Source organism: Paenibacillus tuaregi, assembly GCF_900086655.1.
Lineage (GTDB): Bacteria > Bacillota > Bacilli > Paenibacillales > Paenibacillaceae > Fontibacillus > Fontibacillus tuaregi.
The window spans coordinates 2,027,415-2,045,372 of the sequence record NZ_LT575476.1 but is presented as its reverse complement, the minus strand read 5'-3'; the positions used below and the strand labels follow the sequence as shown (position 1 = coordinate 2,045,372).

Below are 17,958 nucleotides of genomic sequence, written 5' to 3'. Positions count from 1 at the left end.
CGCGACCTACCCAGGCCGCCAAATTCCGCCAACAAGGAAGCGGGTCCCGCAGGGACGGCAAGCGATCGAAGCCGCCGCAGCTTCTAAACCCAACCTCTGCATCTCCTACGTTCTCCCTTTCGGGTGTCCAGAGGGCGAAGCCCTTGGGGCCCTCCCTTGGAAGGGAGGGTTTGGGAGGGTTCGAACACCCTCTACATTAGCATCTGCGGGTCCACATCAATACTAATCTGCAAAGATGCATCCTTCAGATGCTCCAGGGTCAAGCCGCTCACTTCCCGGACAAGCTGAACCGCCTCCAAGGCCCCCCGGTACTTCACCATGCACTGAAACCGGTAACGGTTCTTGATTCTCGGGATCGGCGAAGCAATTGGGCCCAGGATGTCGAACGCATCCGAAGTGAACCGGTCAAGGCCGCCGAACCAGCCTTTTTGCTGTGCTCTCCCCCGCAGATCGCTGACGAAATTCTCGGCCATTCGGACCAGAATTTGAAGGTTCTCATGCGTGAGAGTCACCAGAATCAGCCTGCAATAAGGCGGATAACCGAGCGTTCTACGATGCTTAAGCTCATCCCGGACAAAAGACAAATAGTCATGCCGGCTTGCATGGATGATCGAGTAGTGGTCCGGCGTATAGGATTGAACGAACACCTCGCCTGGAAGCTGGTGCCTTCCGGCCCGTCCCGCTACCTGGGTCAGGAGCTGGAAAGTTTTCTCCGCCGCCCGGAAATCCGGGAAATTCAAAGAGCTGTCAGCCGCGATCACCCCTACAAGCGTAACATCAGGAAAATCCAGCCCCTTGGCCACCATCTGGGTGCCAAGCAGCACATCCGCCTTCTTCTCCCGGAACGCATTTAGCAGCTTCTCATGAGAACCTTTCTCCACCGTCGTGTCCACATCCATCCGGATCACCCGGATGCCAGGGAACAGCTTGGCCAGCTCGCCCTCGACCCGCTGGGTGCCGGTGCCAAAATACCTGATATGCTCACTTCCGCATTCCGGGCATACCGACGGGGCAGGCTCGGAATAACCACAGTAGTGACAGCGCAAATTGTTGGACTTTTGATGATAGGTAAGCGAAATATCACATTCGGGACAACCTGCCACGTAGCCGCAGGTCCGGCACATCACAAAGGTGGAGAATCCTCGCCGGTTGAGGAAAAGCACCGTCTGCTCGCCGCGTTCCATTCTCGAAATAATGCCTTGATGGAGCTCCCGGCTGAACATCGAGCGGTTTCCATCCTTAAGCTCCTCGCGCATATCCACAATCCGGACTGCGGGCAGTTCACTCCCCGCTGGACGCTGGCGCATCTCAAGGAGAACAGGGGCGAACTCCTCATTCGCCTGGGACCTTGCCGCGTGATAGCTTTCCAAAGACGGGGTAGCCGAACCCAGAACTACAGCAGCCCCATGCTGCATCGCCCGCCTTACCGCGACATTTCGCGCGTGGTATTTCGGGGTCTCTTCCTGCTTATATGAGGTTTCATGCTCCTCATCCATCACGATGAGTCCCAGATCGGCAAAAGGCGCAAATATCGCAGACCTCGCGCCAATCGCAACCTGCACCTTGCCCTCGCGGATCTTGCGCCATTCATCATAGCGCTCGCCTCCTGACAGCCGGCTGTGCAGAACTGCCACCCTGTCGCCGAATCTTCCCTTGAATCGCTCGACCATTTGGGGGGTCAGCGAGATTTCTGGCACCAGCACAATTGACTGGCGTCCCGCCGAGATGCAGCGTTCAATTGACTGCAAATATACTTCCGTCTTCCCGCTTCCAGTTACCCCGTGCAGCAGAAATACGCCGTGCTCCCGGCGGTCAAGGCGATCCGCAATATGGTTGTACGCCTCCTGTTGTTCGGGCGTAAGGCTGAGAGGCAGAGTAGGCTTAAATCTGCGGTCTTTGTAAGGATCGCGGAACACCTCCACATCCTCGATCACGGCCAGCCCCTTATCTGCCAGCTTCTTGACAGTTCCAGCCGTTACGCCAAGCGTGGACAGCAGCTCCTGCATTCCGATCGGAATCTTCACCTCTATAAGGAAAGCCAGGACCTCCCTCTGCCTGCGGGCCTGCGGAGTGAAGGAGGCAAGGGCCTTCTCGGCTTCCTCGCCCGATACCGCAGCAGCTACAGTTTTCACCGTTTTGATTTTGAGCTTATCCTTTATGGACTGGCTTTCCTGCAGCACACCCCGCTTCATCAATGATTTGATCATAGCCCCCCGGCCGGGGTAACGGGCATCCAGATGCGAGAAAGTCACAGGACCAACACTCTTAACATACTCAATTATCTCTTCCTCCTCAGCCGGCTGAAGCAGAGACAACGAGAACAGCCCCTCAGGTTCGCCCTGATCGCTTTCGGCAGATTCCCCGGACGGCTCAGCGTAGCTGATGTATCGTTCCGCCTTTCCTTTCAGAGCAGAGGGAATCATGGCCTGAAGTGCGGAAATCGTACTGCACGCATATTCCTGGCTCATCCACCCTGCTAATTCCACCAAATCTGGCGGAAGCGGTGGAATATGGTCAAGCAGCTCCTGGATCTTCTTCATCCTGGATCTGTCAAGCTGGGATTCCTGCTCAAGCGAGATCACAAAGCCCTGAACTGTACGCCGTCCAAACGGAACCGCCACCCGGCTCCCTACTTCAATCCAATCCTGAATGGAATCTGGAATCAGGTAATCAAAGGGGCGATCTGTCTCCCGGCTGGGTACATCTACAATGACTTTGGCAATCGTGTTCATAAAGACAGGTCTCCGGTTAACCGCTCCCCAGCCAGCTCCATGATCCGGCGTGCACAGGCTTCCTTGGACATCAGCGGCAGCGCTTCAACAAGTCCTTGGCTGTCAAAAATACTAATCACATTCGTATCTGTCCCGAAGCCTGCGCCCTCGGCTGTCACGTCATTGGCGATCAGCAGGTCACAGTTCTTGCGGGTCAGCTTGTCCATCGCATACTTCTCCAAATCGTGAGTCTCTGCCGCAAAACCAATCAGAAATTGGGACGTCTTCCTTTTGCCCAGACTCTCTAAGATATCAACCGTCTTGACAAGTTCGAGCGACATCTCCTCCCCGCTTTTCTTGATCTTGCGGTTCAGCTGCTCCTTAGGACGATAGTCAGCCACTGCCGCCGCCTTCACAACGATGTCAGCTTCGTCCCAATGTGCAAGCAGAGCATTATACATATCCTGGGCAGATTCAACTTTTGTAAAAGGAATGCCCACAGGCGGACTTGCCTGCGTGCTGCCGATAACCAGGTGAACTTCCGCCCCCAGCTCCCGGGCAGCATGGGCAATGGCAAATCCCATCTTCCCGGAGGAATCATTAGTAATATACCGAACAGGATCAATCCGCTCGACGGTTGACCCTGCCGTAACAACCACACTGCGGCCCTTCAGCGGCTTCGCATTGACCCGTTCCTGACGCTCAAAATAAGCCTGAACAATACGGACGAGGCTCTCAGGCTCTTCCATCCGCCCCTTGCCGACATAACCACAAGCGAGAAGCCCTTCTCCAGGCTCAGCCATCATCACCCCACGCGCAGCAAGCTCCGCCAGATTGCGGATTACGGCTGGATGCTGATACATATGCACATTCATAGCTGGAGCCAGCATGATCGGAGCCTGCGTTGCAAGCAGCGTGGTTGACAGCATATCATCTGCAAGGCCTGTGGCCATCTTGGCGATAATATTAGCTGTTGCCGGAGCGACCAGCACCAGATCCGCCCAATCCGCAAGGTCGATATGAGCAATGACGGCAGGATTCTTTTCATCAAAAGTATCCGTATAGACAGGCCCTTTAGACAGTGCCTGAAGGGTCAGCTCGGTAATAAACCGTGTGGCTGACTCCGTCATAATCACCCTTACTTCCGCACCGCTCTGCACAAGCTTGCTGCACAGCGAAGCCGCTTTAAAAGCAGCAATCCCCCCACTCACTCCAAGCAAAATCTTCTTGCCGGTTAACATCCGAATCCCCTCGCTTCTTTTTCGCATATAGAAAAAAACAACAACCTTGCGGTTGTCGGAAGCGGCCCTGAGGGCCGGTAATTATTTGTCTTGTTTATCGAGTTCCGCAAGGTCCTGACCGTCGCGCTTAATGCGGACGAAGTCACCGTAAATCTCCTCCAGCGCAACCCCGACTTGTTTATGGGATTTGGCCTGCTTCAGCTCAGAATTCTCTCCTTCTCTCAGCTGTCTTGCTCTGCGGGAAGCCGCAACTACTAAGGAATACTTGCTGTCGACTTTCTCCAGCATTTTATCAATCGATGGGTATAGCAATACAGACACCTCTTCTTTCGGGCAATTAGGATATGTAAGCATGTGCCCGGACTATTTGGTTGTAACGCAGGTCACGGTCTTACTTTCTTACTTTACAATGCTCGGCTATGATAATAGATTCTATTCTCTTGCAGGCCAGATCAATCTGATCATTCACCACTGCGTAATCATAATACTCAAGCAGATTGATTTCGTCCAGGGCGACCGACATGCGATGCTCAATCGTCGCCTGATTCTCGGTGCCACGGCCTTGAATACGGTCCTTGAGCTCATCCATAGACGGCGGCAGCAAAAAGACAAATACGCCCTCAGGGAACTTCTCCTTCACCTTAAGCGCACCTTGGACTTCAATCTCAAGTATGATATCCTTGCCGCTCGCAATGGTTTCTTCAACGAAGTCGCGCGGAGTGCCATAAAAATTGTTCACATATTCGGCGTGCTCCAGCAGCTGATCATTCTCGATCATGCTCATAAACTGCTCGCGGCTCTTAAAGAAATAGTTCACGCCATTCTCTTCGCCCATTCTAGGCTGGCGAGTCGTTGCGGATACTGAATATACCAATTCAGGCACGCGCTTGCGCAGTGCGGTGCACACGGTTCCTTTGCCGACACCCGAAGGTCCGGATAATACAATTAATAACCCTTTAGCCATTGTTCTCTCCATATTATTCGTCGTTGTCATCATCTTTCGTGGACAGGCGGTGCGCGACCGTCTCCGGCTGCACAGCCGACAAGATCACGTGGTCACTATCTGTAATAATAACCGCGCGTGTACGCCGTCCATAAGTCGCGTCGATCAGCATGTGCCGGTCTCTCGCTTCCTGGATAATACGCTTAATCGGTGCGGATTCCGGACTCACAATAGAAATAATCCGATTCGCTGATACGATATTCCCAAAACCGATATTAATGAGTTTGATCGCCATCTTCAGGTTAATCCCCCTATTATACTTGACTCATTCAAGTCGAAACGAATCATCATTCCATATTCGCCGCTTGTTCGCGAATTTTCTCCAGCTCCGCTTTCATTTCGACAACACGGTTCACTAGAGCCAAATGATTGGCCTTAGATCCAATCGTATTTACTTCACGGTTCATCTCTTGAATTAAGAAGTCCAGCTTCCGGCCGACAGGCTCATGCGCACGCAGCAGCTCCCTGCACTGCTCAAAATGGCTGCCTAACCGGGTCAGCTCCTCGTCCACGTTGGAGCGGTCCGCGAAGATTGCCACCTCCATGCCGAAACGCTGTTCATCCATGGTGCCATCAAGCAGTTCAGACAGCCGCTGCCTAAGCCGGTTACGGTAGTCTCCTACCACTGTAGGCGCCAGCCGAGTAAGCTCGGCATGTAACTCCTCCAGCTTGGACAGTCGCTCCTCCAAATCCTTCGACAGATGCCGGCCTTCCTTCTCACGCATTTTGACCAGTCCGGCAAGTGCCTCCTCAAGTCCCGACTTCAGCACCTCTTCCCACTCTTCATCGGGATGGGCGCTTCCGGGGAGCGTATCCTCGCTGATTAATACATCCGGCATCGACAGAAGCTGATGTGCGGTAAGCGAGTCATCAATTCCAAGACTCTCCCCAAGCTGGCGGGCAGCATCAAGATACGCCCGGGCAGCGGAGGTGTTCACAACAAAGGATTTAGCGGAATCCTCCGCTTTCTCCTTGCTGATGTTCACATCAATTCTTCCACGCTTGACATGCCGCTGTACAATGCGCTTCAAATCATCTTCATAGCAAGTCCATTCCCTGGGCATGCGAAGAACGATCTCGGCGTATCGGTGATTGACTGATTTTATCTCAAATTGTACATAGTAGCCGCCAAAATGTCGGGCGGACTGACCGAATCCGGTCATACTGAATGACATCGGCATCACATCCGTTACCCTATTGTAATTGATAATTATGAGTGAAACAAGTGGGCTCTCCGCTCTTTCGACTTCTCTTTGACATAAGAGGTCAAGACTGCTGTCATCTCATAAAACATAAACGGAGTCATCAAGTAGATTCCGTTAAAGTGCTCCATCGCCACATCCAGCAGCTCCTTGGCGATCTCCACGCCCTCGCGCCGCCCCTCTTCACCCTGAAGCCCTGCCATTCGTCCGCGCACTTCATCAGAGAGCTGGATTCCGGGCACCTCATTGTGCAGGTATTCCGCATTCTTGCCGCTTGCAAGCGGCATGATACCAAGGAAAATTGGAACATTCAAATGAGCTGTGGCTTCTTTTATGGAAACGATAAGCTTAGGATCATATACGGGTTGGGTCATAATATAATCCGCACCGGAGGCAATTTTTTTCTCCAGACGCTGCACCGCCTTATCCAAATACTTCACGTTCGGATTGAACGCCGCACCTACCACAAACTTGGCCTTCTGCTTGAGCGGCTTGCCGGAGAAAGCAATCCCTTCATTTAGCTGTTTGATCATCTTGATGATCTCGAAGGAGGTCATATCATAGACGGAGCTTGCACCAGGCAGATCGCCGAAGCGGGCCGGATCTCCGGTTACAGCCAAGACATGGTCAATGCCCAAGGCATCAAAGCCCATCAAATGGGATTGGGTGCCGATCAGGTTGCGGTCTCTGCAGGCAATATGAATCAGAGGGCGCAGACCGGTCTCCTTAAGCACCAGATGTCCCAGCGCCATATTGCTCATTCGGGTTACAGCCAGAGAATTATCGGCCAGCGTCAGCGCGTCCACGCCAGCTTCCTTCAGAGCTGCCGCCCCTTTCATAAACTTGGAAATGTCCAAATCACGCGGTGGATCCAGCTCCACAATAATAGCGTGGCGGTCGTTCACAACATCGACCAGTGTAGGCTCTTCGCTGCGCCCGCCCCCGATCTGCCGCTCTTCTTCCAGATGCTCGGCAATGAGAACCTGCACCGACTCCCTCGTAAGCACCGAGGTTTCGGAAAGCGGCTTTACCGCATAGTCCTTAACCGCCGCAGACATAGCCGAGACATGCTCCGGCGTGGTCCCGCAGCATCCCCCGATCAAACGGGCGCCAAGATCCGCAAAGGATTGGGCGCTGCTGCCGAAGTACTCCGGGGTGGCCCCATAGATATACTCCCCATCCACATAATCAGCAAGTCCCGCATTCGGATACACAGACAGGGGAACATCCAGCGGCCCTCCCAGCCTGCTCATTACACTCATGATTCCTTTGGGACCGGAATGGCAGTTGAAGCCAAGCACATCGGCCCCTTCCTGGCGGAGGATCGCAAAGGCATCCGCAATCGGATAACCATCAATCGTTCTTCCAATGTTGTCCACGGCAAATTGGCAGATTACCGGAACATTGCTGCCTCTGCGTACAATTTCCAAGGCCGTGCGCATTTCGTTCAGATCAAAGAAAGTTTCCAGAAGAATTCCGTCCACGTCCTCCCCTAAAAGGGCGGAAATCTGCTGTTCAAAGTATCTCTGCAGCTCTTTGCCCGACACATTGACCCGCTTGCCACCCCGGATGGAACCGACAGCTCCCACTACGTAGCTCTTGCCAGCGGCAGCCTGCCGGGCAAGCCTGACCGCCGAACGGTTAATCTCCTCAACCTTGCTCTCAAGCCCATACTTCGAAAGCTTATGATAATTAGCGGAGAAGGTGTTTGTCTCAATCACCTGTGCTCCCGCTTCCACATACTGTCTATGAACATCCCCGATCACCTCAGGGCGGATAAGATTCAGCTCTTCAAAAGAAATGCCAACAGGAAAACCAAGCTGATACAAATAGGTTCCCATTGCCCCATCACCAATTAAAACTTCGTTCTCCCATCTTGCCCGCAGATCCAATTCCGGTTTCATCTCATCTTCCTCCAACCTTTAGCGGAACATATTCCCCTTAATATTCATTTTAATGTAACATAAATTGAGCAGGATAGTAAGATTAATGCGGGATTCGTCTGCCACACACCCTGCGTCCAATTATTTAAAAGCGCACGCTTTATCCCTATACAATACTAGCTCCCAAACGCATAGAGCTCTGCATGACACCGAGTTACAGCTCTCTATCTCCTCCTGATGGCCTAGATTCTCTCTAAGGCACGATGCCTTCAACCACTTTATAGAAAATAAAGCAGCCCTCGAAATTGAGGACTGCCTGGCTATTTGTTTCTTTTAGCTAATCTTTCAGCTATTAAGTGGAACTGTTGATTTACGCGAGCGGCAGCCTTGTGAAATGTTCCCCCGATCACGGTTGCTCCCGATCTCTTAAATTAAATGTATAAGGTAGAAGTCTGGTCACAAAGGTGAACGCTTCGCTTCTCCTGAATCATTTCACAATATTGCCACGGTATACCTCTGCCGCAGGACCGCTCATATATACATGGTTATCTTCCTCGCTCCACTCAATATATAGGTCTCCGCCCTTTAGGCCGACCCATGCCGCACGGTCGGTTACCCCGTTCAGAACAGAGGATACCAGTGTTGCGCAGGCTCCCGTGCCGCACGCCAAAGTTGGACCCGCACCACGTTCCCATACCCGCATCTCCACCCGGTTCCGGGAAGTGACGGTGGCGAACTCCACGTTGATTTTTTTAGGGAAATAGGGATGCACCTCCAGCTTCGGCCCCCATGTTGTCAGATCAAAGCTAGGCGCATCCTCCACATAGATGACACAGTGCGGATTCCCCATAGACACCGCCGTGAAGTTGAACTCACGTCCATCGACCTCGATGGGACGGTTCAGCACCGGATTGCCTTCAAGCGTGGTTGGAACACGCAGGCCATCCAGAACCGGTTCCCCCATATCCACCCGGACAGTCTGAACCACGCCGTTCTCAACCTGAAGGCTAACCTGCTGCACGCCAGCTCCCAGCGTTTCAATGGTAATGTTCTCTCTATCCGTCAGCTTGTTATCATACACATATTTGGCCACACAGCGGATCGCATTCCCGCACTGCTCGGCCTCCGATCCATCGGAATTAATGATCCGCATGCGGAAGTCTGCTTTCTGTGAAGGCAGAATGAATACAAGTCCATCCCCGCCCACACCAAAGAAGCGGTCACACCATTTTACAGCAAGCTCACTTACTTTATCGGGTAAATCCTGATGTCCGTGGAAGACCAGGAAGTCGTTTCCGAGTCCGTGCATTTTTGTAAATTCCATAGCAATCCCTCTCTTTAAAGGTTCTTATGGAGTAAGTCTATATTTTCGGGAGAGGAAATGCTATTCATTTTATGCCCGAATATTTGTACTATTCACCGGCAGCGTACGGCGGGGTCCAGCTTTGCGTTTCTTCGTCGACAGCACGCTTCCGGCTCCCATCAGGAACGTTGGAATCCCCCCTGCAACGAAGGCGATGGCCCACTCACGAGGTCCCAGGGCTACCGTTTTGAAGATCGGCTGCAGCGGCTCGATGTAGAACACAGCCAGCATCAGCAGCAGGGACGAGAACACGGCGAACACCAGGTATTTATTTTGAAAGATATTCCGGTGGAAAATTGAACGCGAGCTCCGGCAGTCAAAAACATGGATTAACTGGGCCAGAACGAGTGTGGCAAATGCCACGGACTGGGCGAGAAGCAGCTGCTCCGGACTATCCGGACCTGCCTTCAGCGTGATCCAGAAAGCGCCGAGTGTACACAAACCAATGAGGATCCCCCGGCTGATGATTTTCCAGCCTAACCTGCGCGCAAAAATATTCTCGGTGGCGCCTCTCGGCTTATGTTCCATCAGATCCTTCTCAGGCTGATCTACTCCAAGAGCCATCGCTGGCAGACCATCGGTCACGAGATTGACCCACAGAATCTGGATCGGCAGGAGCGGCAGCGGCAGTCCGGCCATCATCGCAAAGAACATCGTGAGGATTTCGCCTACATTGGAGGCAAGCAGATACCGGATAAACTTCCGGATATTCTCATAGATGCTTCGTCCCTCTTCAATGGCGGCCACAATGGTCGAGAAATTATCATCATTGAGAATGAGGGATGACGCTTCCTTGGATACATCCGTTCCCGTGATCCCCATCGCAATGCCGATATCGGCTGCCTTAATGGCCGGGGCATCATTCACGCCGTCTCCTGTCATGGCGACGACATGCCCTTTGCGCTGCAGGGATTTCACGATTCGAAGCTTATGCTCAGGAGAAACGCGGGAGTATACGTACACGTTGTCCACCTGCTTATCCAGCTCGTCATCGCTCATGGCTGCCAGCTGATGGCCTGCAAGCGACAAGCCGCCCCTTGCCATGATGCCAAGCTCACTCGCAATAGCCTCCGCTGTCAAGCCGTGGTCGCCTGTAATCATCACGGTCTTGATTCCGGCGCGGCGGCAGATGGAGATGGCCTCGCGCACCTCCTTGCGCGGCGGGTCAATCATCCCGGTCAGTCCGACAAAGATCAGCTGGGCTTCCACGTCTTCCGCGGAAGCGGTGCTGTCGCTCGGCCGGAGATCACGATAGGCAAGGCCCAGAACCCGCAAGGCCGAGCGGGCCATACTCTCGTTCGCAGCCGCAACCTTCTGCCGAAGCGTGCCTGTGAGCGGCACCACGTTTCCTTCCCATAAGATATAGGAGCATCGGTCCAGCAGCATATCCGGCGCGCCCTTGACATAGCTGAGCTTGCCTCCCTGATGGCTGACGATAACTGACATTCTTTTGCGGTCTGAATCAAACGGGAACTCCAGCTCTCTTTGATAGATGCTGTTTAAAGACTGTTTGGGAAAGCCTGCCTTGGATGCAAGAGTAAGCAGCGCTCCTTCAGTCGGATCTCCCTTCAAAAGCCACTGCGGGCCGAGATCATCCTTAGTCTTTTTCTTGCTGCGGGTCTGATCCCCCGTGGATTCGTAGATTTCGGCGTTGTTGCACAGCGCACTGATCTGCATCAGTCTGCGAAGGCTTGACTCTTTCTTGAAATCAGCGGGCCTTCCTTCATGCAGAATGTGTCCCGATGGCTCATAACCATCCCCGGTGACTTCATAAGACCGCCCTTCCAGCCACACCTGTTTGACGGTCATCTTATTCTGGGTCAGTGTACCGGTCTTATCAGAGCAGATCACCGTGGCACAGCCGAGCGTTTCAACGGAAGGAAGCTTGCGGACGATGGCCTTGCGCTTAATCATGCGCTGCACACCGAGTGCAAGGGCGATCGTCACAATGGCAGGAAGGCCTTCCGGGATCGCGGCCACCGCTAAGCTGACTCCGGCGAAGAACATGCTGCCCGCAGGCTGTCCATGCAGAATGCCGGCAAGCACCACAAGAATCGTGAGGCCCAGCGAGAGCATGATCAGGATTTTGCCCAGCTGATCCAGCCGGCGCTGCAGCGGAGTCTCCTGAGCTTCCGTGCTTTGGATGAGATCCGCAATTTTGCCCATCTCGGTATCCATCCCCGTGCGGATCACAACTCCCTTGCCTGTCCCGCGTGTAACCATCGTGCCCATAAAGCCAAGGTTCTTCTGATCTCCGAGCGGCACTTCGTCCGCGGCAATGGCCTCCGTTATTTTGCCTGACGGGTGGGATTCCCCGGTCAATGCGGACTCCTCCACATCACAGCTGTTCGTCTTCAGCCACCGCAGATCCGCAGGAATCCGGTCCCCGCTCTCCAGTACAACGATGTCGCCCGGCACAAGCTCCCTCGCAGGAACATCCTGGGTAACTCCTGAACGGATGACCTTAGCATGAGGCGCCGACAGCTGTTTAAGCGCACGGAGCGATCTCTCGGCCCGGAACTCCTGGATGAAGCCAAGCACCCCGTTTAACACAATGATGGCCACGATCGTGATGGCATCCAGATACTCGCCCAACAGCCCGGATACCAAGGTTGCGCCCATCAGAATCAGCATCATAAAATCTTTAAACTGGTTCAAAAACAGAATCAGCGGTGAGATGCGCTTCGCTTCGGAAAGCTCATTCCATCCGCTCTCTTCACGCCGTCGCTCGGCTTCTTCAAGGGTCAAGCCCTGGTCCTGTTCGACGGCGAACTTTTGCAAGAGCTCATCGGCACTCCACTGGTGCCATTTTTTTTGATCCATGCTCGCAATTCCCTCCCGTATTTCCCGCATATTTGGCAGTGTGACGGCTTATCCACCCTCTTACTGGGTAAATGTATTCAGGCAAGTCCCAAAATATCACACGGTCAGGCCTTAAGTTTTTGCTCCATCTATGGCATCATAGAACGAGAAGACGTATGAATAGACAGGAGAATCCAAGAATATGGCACTAGACGGAATTGTTACCCGGGCCATCGTACACGAGCTGCAGCTCTGCGTTGGCGGACGAATTAATAAAATACACCAGCCTTCAACCAGCGATATCATTCTTAATCTTAGAGCCCAGGGAGAGAACCGGCGCCTGATTCTTTCGGCGAACCCGACTTACCCGCGGGTGCATTTCACAGAGAGCAGCTTCCTCAATCCACAGGAAGCCCCTATGTTCTGCATGCTGTTCCGCAAACACTGTGAGGGCGGCGTCATTGAAGCGGTCACTCAGCAGGGGCTCGAGCGGACCATTCATATCGACGTCCGCCAGCGGGATGAGCTTGGGGATGTGTCCACCAAGCGGATTATTATTGAACTGATGGGGCGCCACAGCAACATCATTCTGATTGACCCGGCCACTGGCACACAGCTTGATGGAATTCACCACGTTACACCATCCATCAGCAGCTATCGTGTCGTGATGCCTGGCTTCAGCTATACCGAGCCGCCTCAGCAGCACAAAATAAATCCGCTGGAAACGGACAAGCAAGCTTTTATCGCCGCCTATCATGCGGCCGCAGCGGACTTTGCGGCGGAGAAGGCCTCCGGCTGGCTCGTGAATACGTTCAGCGGGATGAGCCCGTTGATTGCCCAGGAGATCAACCACCGGGCAGAGCATGCGAATGGGGATTCCGGTCAGAAGCCGTCAATCGAAGCGCTCTGGGAGTCTTTTGCACAAATCATGAATGAAGTTAGGGAGCACCGCTATGCTCCGGTTATTGGGGACAACGCCAAGGGAAAAAGCATCTTCTCCGCGATTCCTCTCACCCTGATTCAAGGGGAGGCGAAGCGCTATGATTCAATCAGCAAGTGTCTTGAGGACTATTACGGGGACAAGGCCGAGCGCGATACGGTCAAGCAAAAGGTCGGCGATCTGATTCGCTTCCTGCAGAATGAGCGGACCAAAAATATCAAAAAGCTCAGCAAGCTGAATGAGGATCTGGAAGAGGCCGAGGATGCGGAACGCTACCGCATCTGGGGAGAGCTGCTGCTTGCTTCCCTGCATCAGATAAATAAGGGGGACAAGGAAACCCAGCTTGTCAACTATTATGATGAGAACCAGGCCCTGGAGCGGATTCCGCTTGATCCACTGCTGACCCCGTCAGAAAATGCCCAACGGTATTTCAAAAAATACAACAAATTCAAGAACAGCCTGGCTGTCATCGATGAACAGCTTAAGCTTACGAACGAGGAGATTGTATATCTGGAGGGGCTGCTTCAGCAGCTTGCTTTTGCATCCTTAAACGATGTGGATGAAATCAGGGAAGAGCTGATTCAGCAGGGTTATCTCAGAGACCGGAGCAAGAAGACGCGGAAGAAGAAAAAGGACGGCCGTCCGACTCTTCACATGTATACTTCTTCCGAAGGCATCGAGATTTATGTAGGCAAGAACAATCTCCAGAATGAGTATGTGACCAACAAGCTGGCCAGCAGCAGTGATACCTGGCTGCATACCAAGGACATTCCAGGCTCGCACGTAGTTATCCGCAGCGCGTCCTTCGGAGAAGCCACCTTGGAGGAAGCGGCCCAGCTTGCCGCCTATTTCAGCCAGGCCAAACAGTCCAGCAGCGTACCGGTGGACTGCACCCTGATCCGTCATGTGCGCAAGCCGAGCGGCGCCAAGCCTGGATTCGTCATTTATGATCATCAGAAGACGCTCTATATCACCCCTGATGAAGAGCGGATCAAGAGCCTGAAAAGCGTGATCAAAAACGGTTAACAGGTTAATACGCAGTAAAAAAGAGGTGCCCGGCAAGCAAGCCGGGTACCTCTTTTGCTTTTAAATATATACGTCTGTTTCGTCAGGTTCGTTGTAAAACACTCACAACCCCGCCTTACTGCGCAGCTGCTCAAGCACCTCTAGACCAACGGACCGGCTTCCGAGGTCCCCGTGGAACACCTTGCCCTGCCGAATGCCGTGATAATCCGAGCCTCCTGTCATGATCAGGCCATATTGTGCGGCCAGCTGGATATAACGCGCCTCATCCTCCGGCCCGTGATCAGAGTGGTACACTTCGATCCCGGCGGGCTTCCCTTCCTCAATAATCCGGGCGACCAGTTCATCGTTGCCATACAGTCCAGGGTGGGCAATGACAGGCACTCCCCCAGCTTCCCTGATCCAGGTAAAAGCTTCAAGCGGCGTAACCTTGGGCAGGGAGATGTAAGCCGCCGCCCCTTCAGCAAGATACTTGTCGAAAGCCTCCCGCATATCGGCGGCGTAACCTTTACTGACCAGCACCTGAGCGATATGGGGCCTTCCGATGCTGTCGTCAGGGCCAAGCTCTCTTCCCCGTCCGGCAATGACCTCTTCCATCGTGATCTCAATCCCAAGCTCGCCAAGCTTGTCCAGGATCTTTCCGTTTCTGCCCGCTCTGGCCGTTCTCAAATTATCCAGCCGCGACAGCAGGATCGGGTCCTCATAACGAAGATGGTATCCGAGGATATGAATATCCTTGCCCTCCATGCGGGTGCTGATCTCCACCCCAGGGACTACGGTGATTCCATATTTCAGCCCAGCTTGAACCGCCTGGGGGATGCCTGCCACCGTATCATGATCAGTAATTCCGATTGCCGCCAGTTCCTTTTGCTTAGCTAGATGGACATTCTCAGCAGGACTGTTCATCCCGTCCGAAGCCTGGGTATGAGTGTGGAGATCACAGCGTCCGGAACAATCAACATTACTCATAGTTTTGCCTCCTCATAGCTGGTTTGCCGCCATTACAAGGGCAGCCTTTGCTTCCGCAGAAAATCCAGGAAGGTCACGGCCGAAGTCGGCAACAGCGTTGATTTTAAGTAGATGGAGTAGAAATATCTTTTGAACGAGACACCCTGGATATCAAGAATCTTCAGCAGGCCAAGGGCGACCTCGTGCTTCACTGAAGAAGGCGAGAGCATCGTAATGCCAAACCCTGCTTCAACCGCGGATTTTACCGCCCCTGTGCTTCCAAGATCCATCACCGTCTTGACGGAATCCGATGGCACGGACAGCCGGCTGAGTTCTTCCTCCATCACCTGACGGGTTCCTGAACCCTTCTCTCTCAGGACGAAAGGATACTCCAGAACCTCAGCCAAGTGAACCTTAGGAAGCGCCGACAAGGGATGTCCAGCCGGTACGATCAGCTTAAGCTCATCCTCCATAACCGGCTCCATAACCATGTCAGGATGCTGTACAGCCGCCTCTACCAGTCCGAAGCTGAGCTGATGGTGAAGAATCTGCTCCAGAATTTCGGCGGTGTTCATCACCTTGAGCACAATACTAATGCTCGGATACTGCTGACTGAACGGCCCCAGCAGGCGGGGCAGCACATATTCGCCGATCGTCAGGCTCGCGCCAAGCTGGAGCCTTCCTTCCAGCATCTGCGTAAACTGGGCCATGGCGCTATCTGTCTCGCGCATTAGAGAAATACCTCTTTCCGCGTAGGGCATCAGCGCCTTTCCCGCTTCCGTAAGCTCAATCCGTTTAGTCGAACGAAGCAGAAGCTTCGTGCCAAAGTAATCCTCCAACGACTGAATCTGCATGGTCACAGCAGGCTGGGTCATATGCAGGGCCTGCGCGGCTGCCGAGAAGCTCCCTTTTTCCGCAACTGTATAAAAAATATGAAGCTGATGATAATTAAGAGCCATACTTCCCCGTCCTTTCATTCCTTCTACAATAGCATGCCTCTAATAACAAAAAAAGACACCAGGGAATAAGACTTCCCCGTGTCTTCTGATTAACGTATTCATCCATCTACTTACGTTTGCGGCTGTTCTTCATTAGGGTCATTCGGCGTGAGTGTCGGAGCCAAGAGTAGTATGATTTCAGGTCTCGTAGCTCAATAGTTTGAGACATTTTACCGAGAAAGGTCACAATAATCATCTTATGTAACGGATTCCCCGAGATGTCCACTTCTCCCGGCAGTTCGGTAAATTCAGCTACCACAACGATATCCTCATCGATCAGGTACACGTCCTCTTCATTCCGGTAGTATGAAACCATCCGGTTCTGTTTAAGGCACTCCCACAGCCAAGCTGCAATTTCATCGGAGTCCCCGAATTTTTGAGAAATCCGGTCGTTATATCTGATCTTAGCGTGGTTCGTGATAATGATGTCTGCAACCTTCTTATCACCAAGCTGCACGAAAAAAGCCTCGTAGGTATTCCATCTCTCCATAATTTTATCTCTCACTACTACACCCCCCTACCATATATAGGTCTTTATATCTAAGTATATTTACCCACTATCTTACATTAAATCCTAATAAACTACAAGTTACAACAATTGTTGTCGATTTATGTCTTTATATCTGATGTATTTCCTAAGTGATACGTAACAGATATGTACAATGTTTCATTATTTATAACAAGTCTATGAGTATAAAAGTTACATATTCCTATTTTCATTATTTTCATAGGATGGAGTGATGGAATGAGCAAAACCTGTTTCTTGAAGTAGAAGGTTAGGTAGGAAGGACATATTGCTTAGATTTCACATATGTTACTTCAGCACCCCCACAGGGGCAAAAAAAACCGCTCTGGAAGCCCTTTCGGTCCAATATATATCAAGACAAAATATATCATTTTAGACAAAATGAAGTCAAAAAACATTTTTTTCATTTTTGCAATAACAAAAAGTGCAGACACAGCATCAAAAGATACTGTATCTGCACTTGTGGGTTCAAAACACCAATACAAGATGGTCAATCCAATACTATAAACCGTAATACTGGGTTTTATCAGGCACATCCTTCGTATACTCGGTCTTGATTTCGTTCCTGTAAGAACGTTCAATCTTCCTTACATAAGAAAGCTTGCGGACATTCTTCATAATATCCTCAGCCCGGTCCGCATTTACATACATCACCACATAATGCATTCGCTTGGACAGATAGTGCACATTGCCGTACTTGTCCAGGTTCCTGGCTGCTTTCAAGTCACTTACCCAAATAATGTAACCCGTACGTTCTTGAAACATAGCGCACCTTCGCCCCTCTTTCTCCCGCCAAAATATTCAAGTTCCTAGCCGCAGCTGCACTTGCCTCCGCTGCCGCATCCGCCGCCCTTCGGGTTCGGATCGTTGCCCGGAACCTTAATGCTGTCCGACACCGCGTAAGCAATGGTCTCTGACATCTGGTGCAGAAGCTCGTCAAGCTCCTTCTCGGCCTGCTTGAACCGGCTGACCGACTCATGCTGCTCAAGTTCCCGCTCCACTTCGGCCACCCGCTCCATCGCTTCATGGTAATTCGGATGAAAGTGACCGAACCGCTGGGTCTCTTCGAACAATTCCTTCTTGGCCGCCAGCTTCTTGACTAGTGCCTGCACCTCTGTATCTTTCTCAACCTGCTGCTTCCAATACAAATAATCCGCAACACAGGTCGAGCTATTAATCATATCGCCTAATTCATAGGCGTAAGTAAGCATTTCGGCCATATCAACCGTCTTCTTCTCGGATACGCTCATGAAATTCATCCCAATTCTATAAGTGTTCTACACTTGGGTAGACATAACTAATATATCATAAACGGGTC

The 17,958-nt window shown here is 52.3% G+C and carries 15 protein-coding genes; 1 reads left to right on the top strand and 14 read right to left on the bottom strand.

Features of this window, described 5'->3' with window-relative positions; translation table 11 throughout:
* Nucleotides 1-191: 191 nt before the first annotated feature.
* From priA to BN6628_RS09345, 9 genes are all read right to left on the bottom strand, one after another.
* The gene (priA, locus tag BN6628_RS09385) at nt 192-2,732 is read right to left on the bottom strand and encodes a primosomal protein N' (RefSeq protein ID WP_068616768.1); all 2,541 of its coding nucleotides are present in this window, start codon (nt 2,730-2,732) and stop codon (nt 192-194) included.
* Complete coding sequence (coaBC, locus tag BN6628_RS09380; protein WP_068616766.1) at nt 2,729-3,952, bottom strand: bifunctional phosphopantothenoylcysteine decarboxylase/phosphopantothenate--cysteine ligase CoaBC; 1,224 nt, start codon at nt 3,950-3,952, stop codon at nt 2,729-2,731. Before coaBC ends, priA begins: the two co-directional genes overlap by 4 nt.
* Nucleotides 3,953-4,033: 81 nt before the next feature.
* The gene (gene rpoZ / locus BN6628_RS09375; RefSeq protein ID WP_068616764.1) at nt 4,034-4,264 is read right to left on the bottom strand and encodes a DNA-directed RNA polymerase subunit omega; all 231 of its coding nucleotides are present in this window, start codon (nt 4,262-4,264) and stop codon (nt 4,034-4,036) included.
* A 79-nt stretch (nt 4,265-4,343) separates the two neighbouring features.
* Nucleotides 4,344-4,916 carry a guanylate kinase gene (gmk, locus tag BN6628_RS09370; RefSeq protein WP_068616762.1) on the bottom strand — a complete coding sequence of 191 codons (573 nt, stop codon included), beginning with the start codon at nt 4,914-4,916 and terminating at the stop codon, nt 4,344-4,346.
* Between the two features lie 13 nt (nt 4,917-4,929).
* Nucleotides 4,930-5,190 carry an extracellular matrix/biofilm regulator RemA gene (remA, locus tag BN6628_RS09365; RefSeq protein WP_005548256.1) on the bottom strand — a complete coding sequence of 87 codons (261 nt, stop codon included), beginning with the start codon at nt 5,188-5,190 and terminating at the stop codon, nt 4,930-4,932.
* 52 nt (nt 5,191-5,242) lie between these two features.
* Nucleotides 5,243-6,130 (bottom strand): YicC/YloC family endoribonuclease, encoded by an 888-nt coding sequence (locus tag BN6628_RS09360; protein ID WP_068616761.1) that lies wholly within the window; start codon nt 6,128-6,130, stop codon nt 5,243-5,245.
* 35 nt (nt 6,131-6,165) lie between these two features.
* A complete protein-coding gene (locus BN6628_RS09355; protein ID WP_068616759.1) occupies nt 6,166-8,061 on the bottom strand; it encodes a bifunctional homocysteine S-methyltransferase/methylenetetrahydrofolate reductase in 1,896 nt (631 codons plus the stop codon).
* A gap of 466 nt (nt 8,062-8,527) precedes the next feature.
* Entirely contained in the window at nt 8,528-9,364 is an 837-nt protein-coding gene (gene dapF / locus BN6628_RS09350) for a diaminopimelate epimerase (RefSeq protein ID WP_068616757.1), read from the bottom strand.
* A gap of 69 nt (nt 9,365-9,433) precedes the next feature.
* A complete protein-coding gene (locus BN6628_RS09345) occupies nt 9,434-12,226 on the bottom strand; it encodes a calcium-translocating P-type ATPase, SERCA-type (protein ID WP_068616755.1) in 2,793 nt (930 codons plus the stop codon).
* Between the two features lie 181 nt (nt 12,227-12,407).
* On the opposite strand from BN6628_RS09345, the gene BN6628_RS09340 reads away from it, so the two are divergent.
* The gene (locus tag BN6628_RS09340) at nt 12,408-14,171 is read left to right on the top strand and encodes an Rqc2 family fibronectin-binding protein (protein WP_068616753.1); all 1,764 of its coding nucleotides are present in this window, start codon (nt 12,408-12,410) and stop codon (nt 14,169-14,171) included.
* A 102-nt stretch (nt 14,172-14,273) separates the two neighbouring features.
* Here the strand turns inward: BN6628_RS09340 and BN6628_RS09335 are convergent, their stop codons facing one another.
* From BN6628_RS09335 to BN6628_RS09310, 5 genes are all read right to left on the bottom strand, one after another.
* Complete coding sequence (locus BN6628_RS09335; protein ID WP_068616752.1) at nt 14,274-15,137, bottom strand: PHP domain-containing protein; 864 nt, start codon at nt 15,135-15,137, stop codon at nt 14,274-14,276.
* A 32-nt stretch (nt 15,138-15,169) separates the two neighbouring features.
* Nucleotides 15,170-16,075: a selenium metabolism-associated LysR family transcriptional regulator gene (locus BN6628_RS09330; RefSeq protein ID WP_068616750.1), complete on the bottom strand. Its 906-nt coding sequence runs from the start codon at nt 16,073-16,075 to the stop codon at nt 15,170-15,172.
* A 106-nt stretch (nt 16,076-16,181) separates the two neighbouring features.
* Complete coding sequence (locus tag BN6628_RS09325; protein WP_068616749.1) at nt 16,182-16,619, bottom strand: hypothetical protein; 438 nt, start codon at nt 16,617-16,619, stop codon at nt 16,182-16,184.
* Between the two features lie 522 nt (nt 16,620-17,141).
* The gene (locus BN6628_RS09315; RefSeq protein WP_068616746.1) at nt 17,142-17,405 is read right to left on the bottom strand and encodes a YlbG family protein; all 264 of its coding nucleotides are present in this window, start codon (nt 17,403-17,405) and stop codon (nt 17,142-17,144) included.
* 44 nt (nt 17,406-17,449) lie between these two features.
* Complete coding sequence (locus BN6628_RS09310) at nt 17,450-17,890, bottom strand: YlbF/YmcA family competence regulator (protein ID WP_068616744.1); 441 nt, start codon at nt 17,888-17,890, stop codon at nt 17,450-17,452.
* Nucleotides 17,891-17,958 lie beyond the last annotated feature (68 nt).

Coding starts and splice junctions, on each gene's coding strand:
- BN6628_RS09345 (WP_068616755.1), bottom strand. CDS start 12,226: ATGGATCAAAAAAAATGGCACCAGTGGAGTGCCGATGAGCTCTTGCAA.
- coaBC (WP_068616766.1), bottom strand. CDS start 3,952: ATGTTAACCGGCAAGAAGATTTTGCTTGGAGTGAGTGGGGGGATTGCT.
- BN6628_RS09310 (WP_068616744.1), bottom strand. CDS start 17,890: ATGAGCGTATCCGAGAAGAAGACGGTTGATATGGCCGAAATGCTTACT.
- dapF (WP_068616757.1), bottom strand. CDS start 9,364: ATGGAATTTACAAAAATGCACGGACTCGGAAACGACTTCCTGGTCTTC.
- BN6628_RS09330 (WP_068616750.1), bottom strand. CDS start 16,075: ATGGCTCTTAATTATCATCAGCTTCATATTTTTTATACAGTTGCGGAA.
- BN6628_RS09340 (WP_068616753.1), top strand. CDS start 12,408: ATGGCACTAGACGGAATTGTTACCCGGGCCATCGTACACGAGCTGCAG.
- BN6628_RS09315 (WP_068616746.1), bottom strand. CDS start 17,405: ATGTTTCAAGAACGTACGGGTTACATTATTTGGGTAAGTGACTTGAAA.
- priA (WP_068616768.1), bottom strand. CDS start 2,732: ATGAACACGATTGCCAAAGTCATTGTAGATGTACCCAGCCGGGAGACA.
- remA (WP_005548256.1), bottom strand. CDS start 5,190: ATGGCGATCAAACTCATTAATATCGGTTTTGGGAATATCGTATCAGCG.
- BN6628_RS09335 (WP_068616752.1), bottom strand. CDS start 15,137: ATGAGTAATGTTGATTGTTCCGGACGCTGTGATCTCCACACTCATACC.
- BN6628_RS09355 (WP_068616759.1), bottom strand. CDS start 8,061: ATGAAACCGGAATTGGATCTGCGGGCAAGATGGGAGAACGAAGTTTTA.
- gmk (WP_068616762.1), bottom strand. CDS start 4,916: ATGGCTAAAGGGTTATTAATTGTATTATCCGGACCTTCGGGTGTCGGC.
- BN6628_RS09360 (WP_068616761.1), bottom strand. CDS start 6,130: ATGTCATTCAGTATGACCGGATTCGGTCAGTCCGCCCGACATTTTGGC.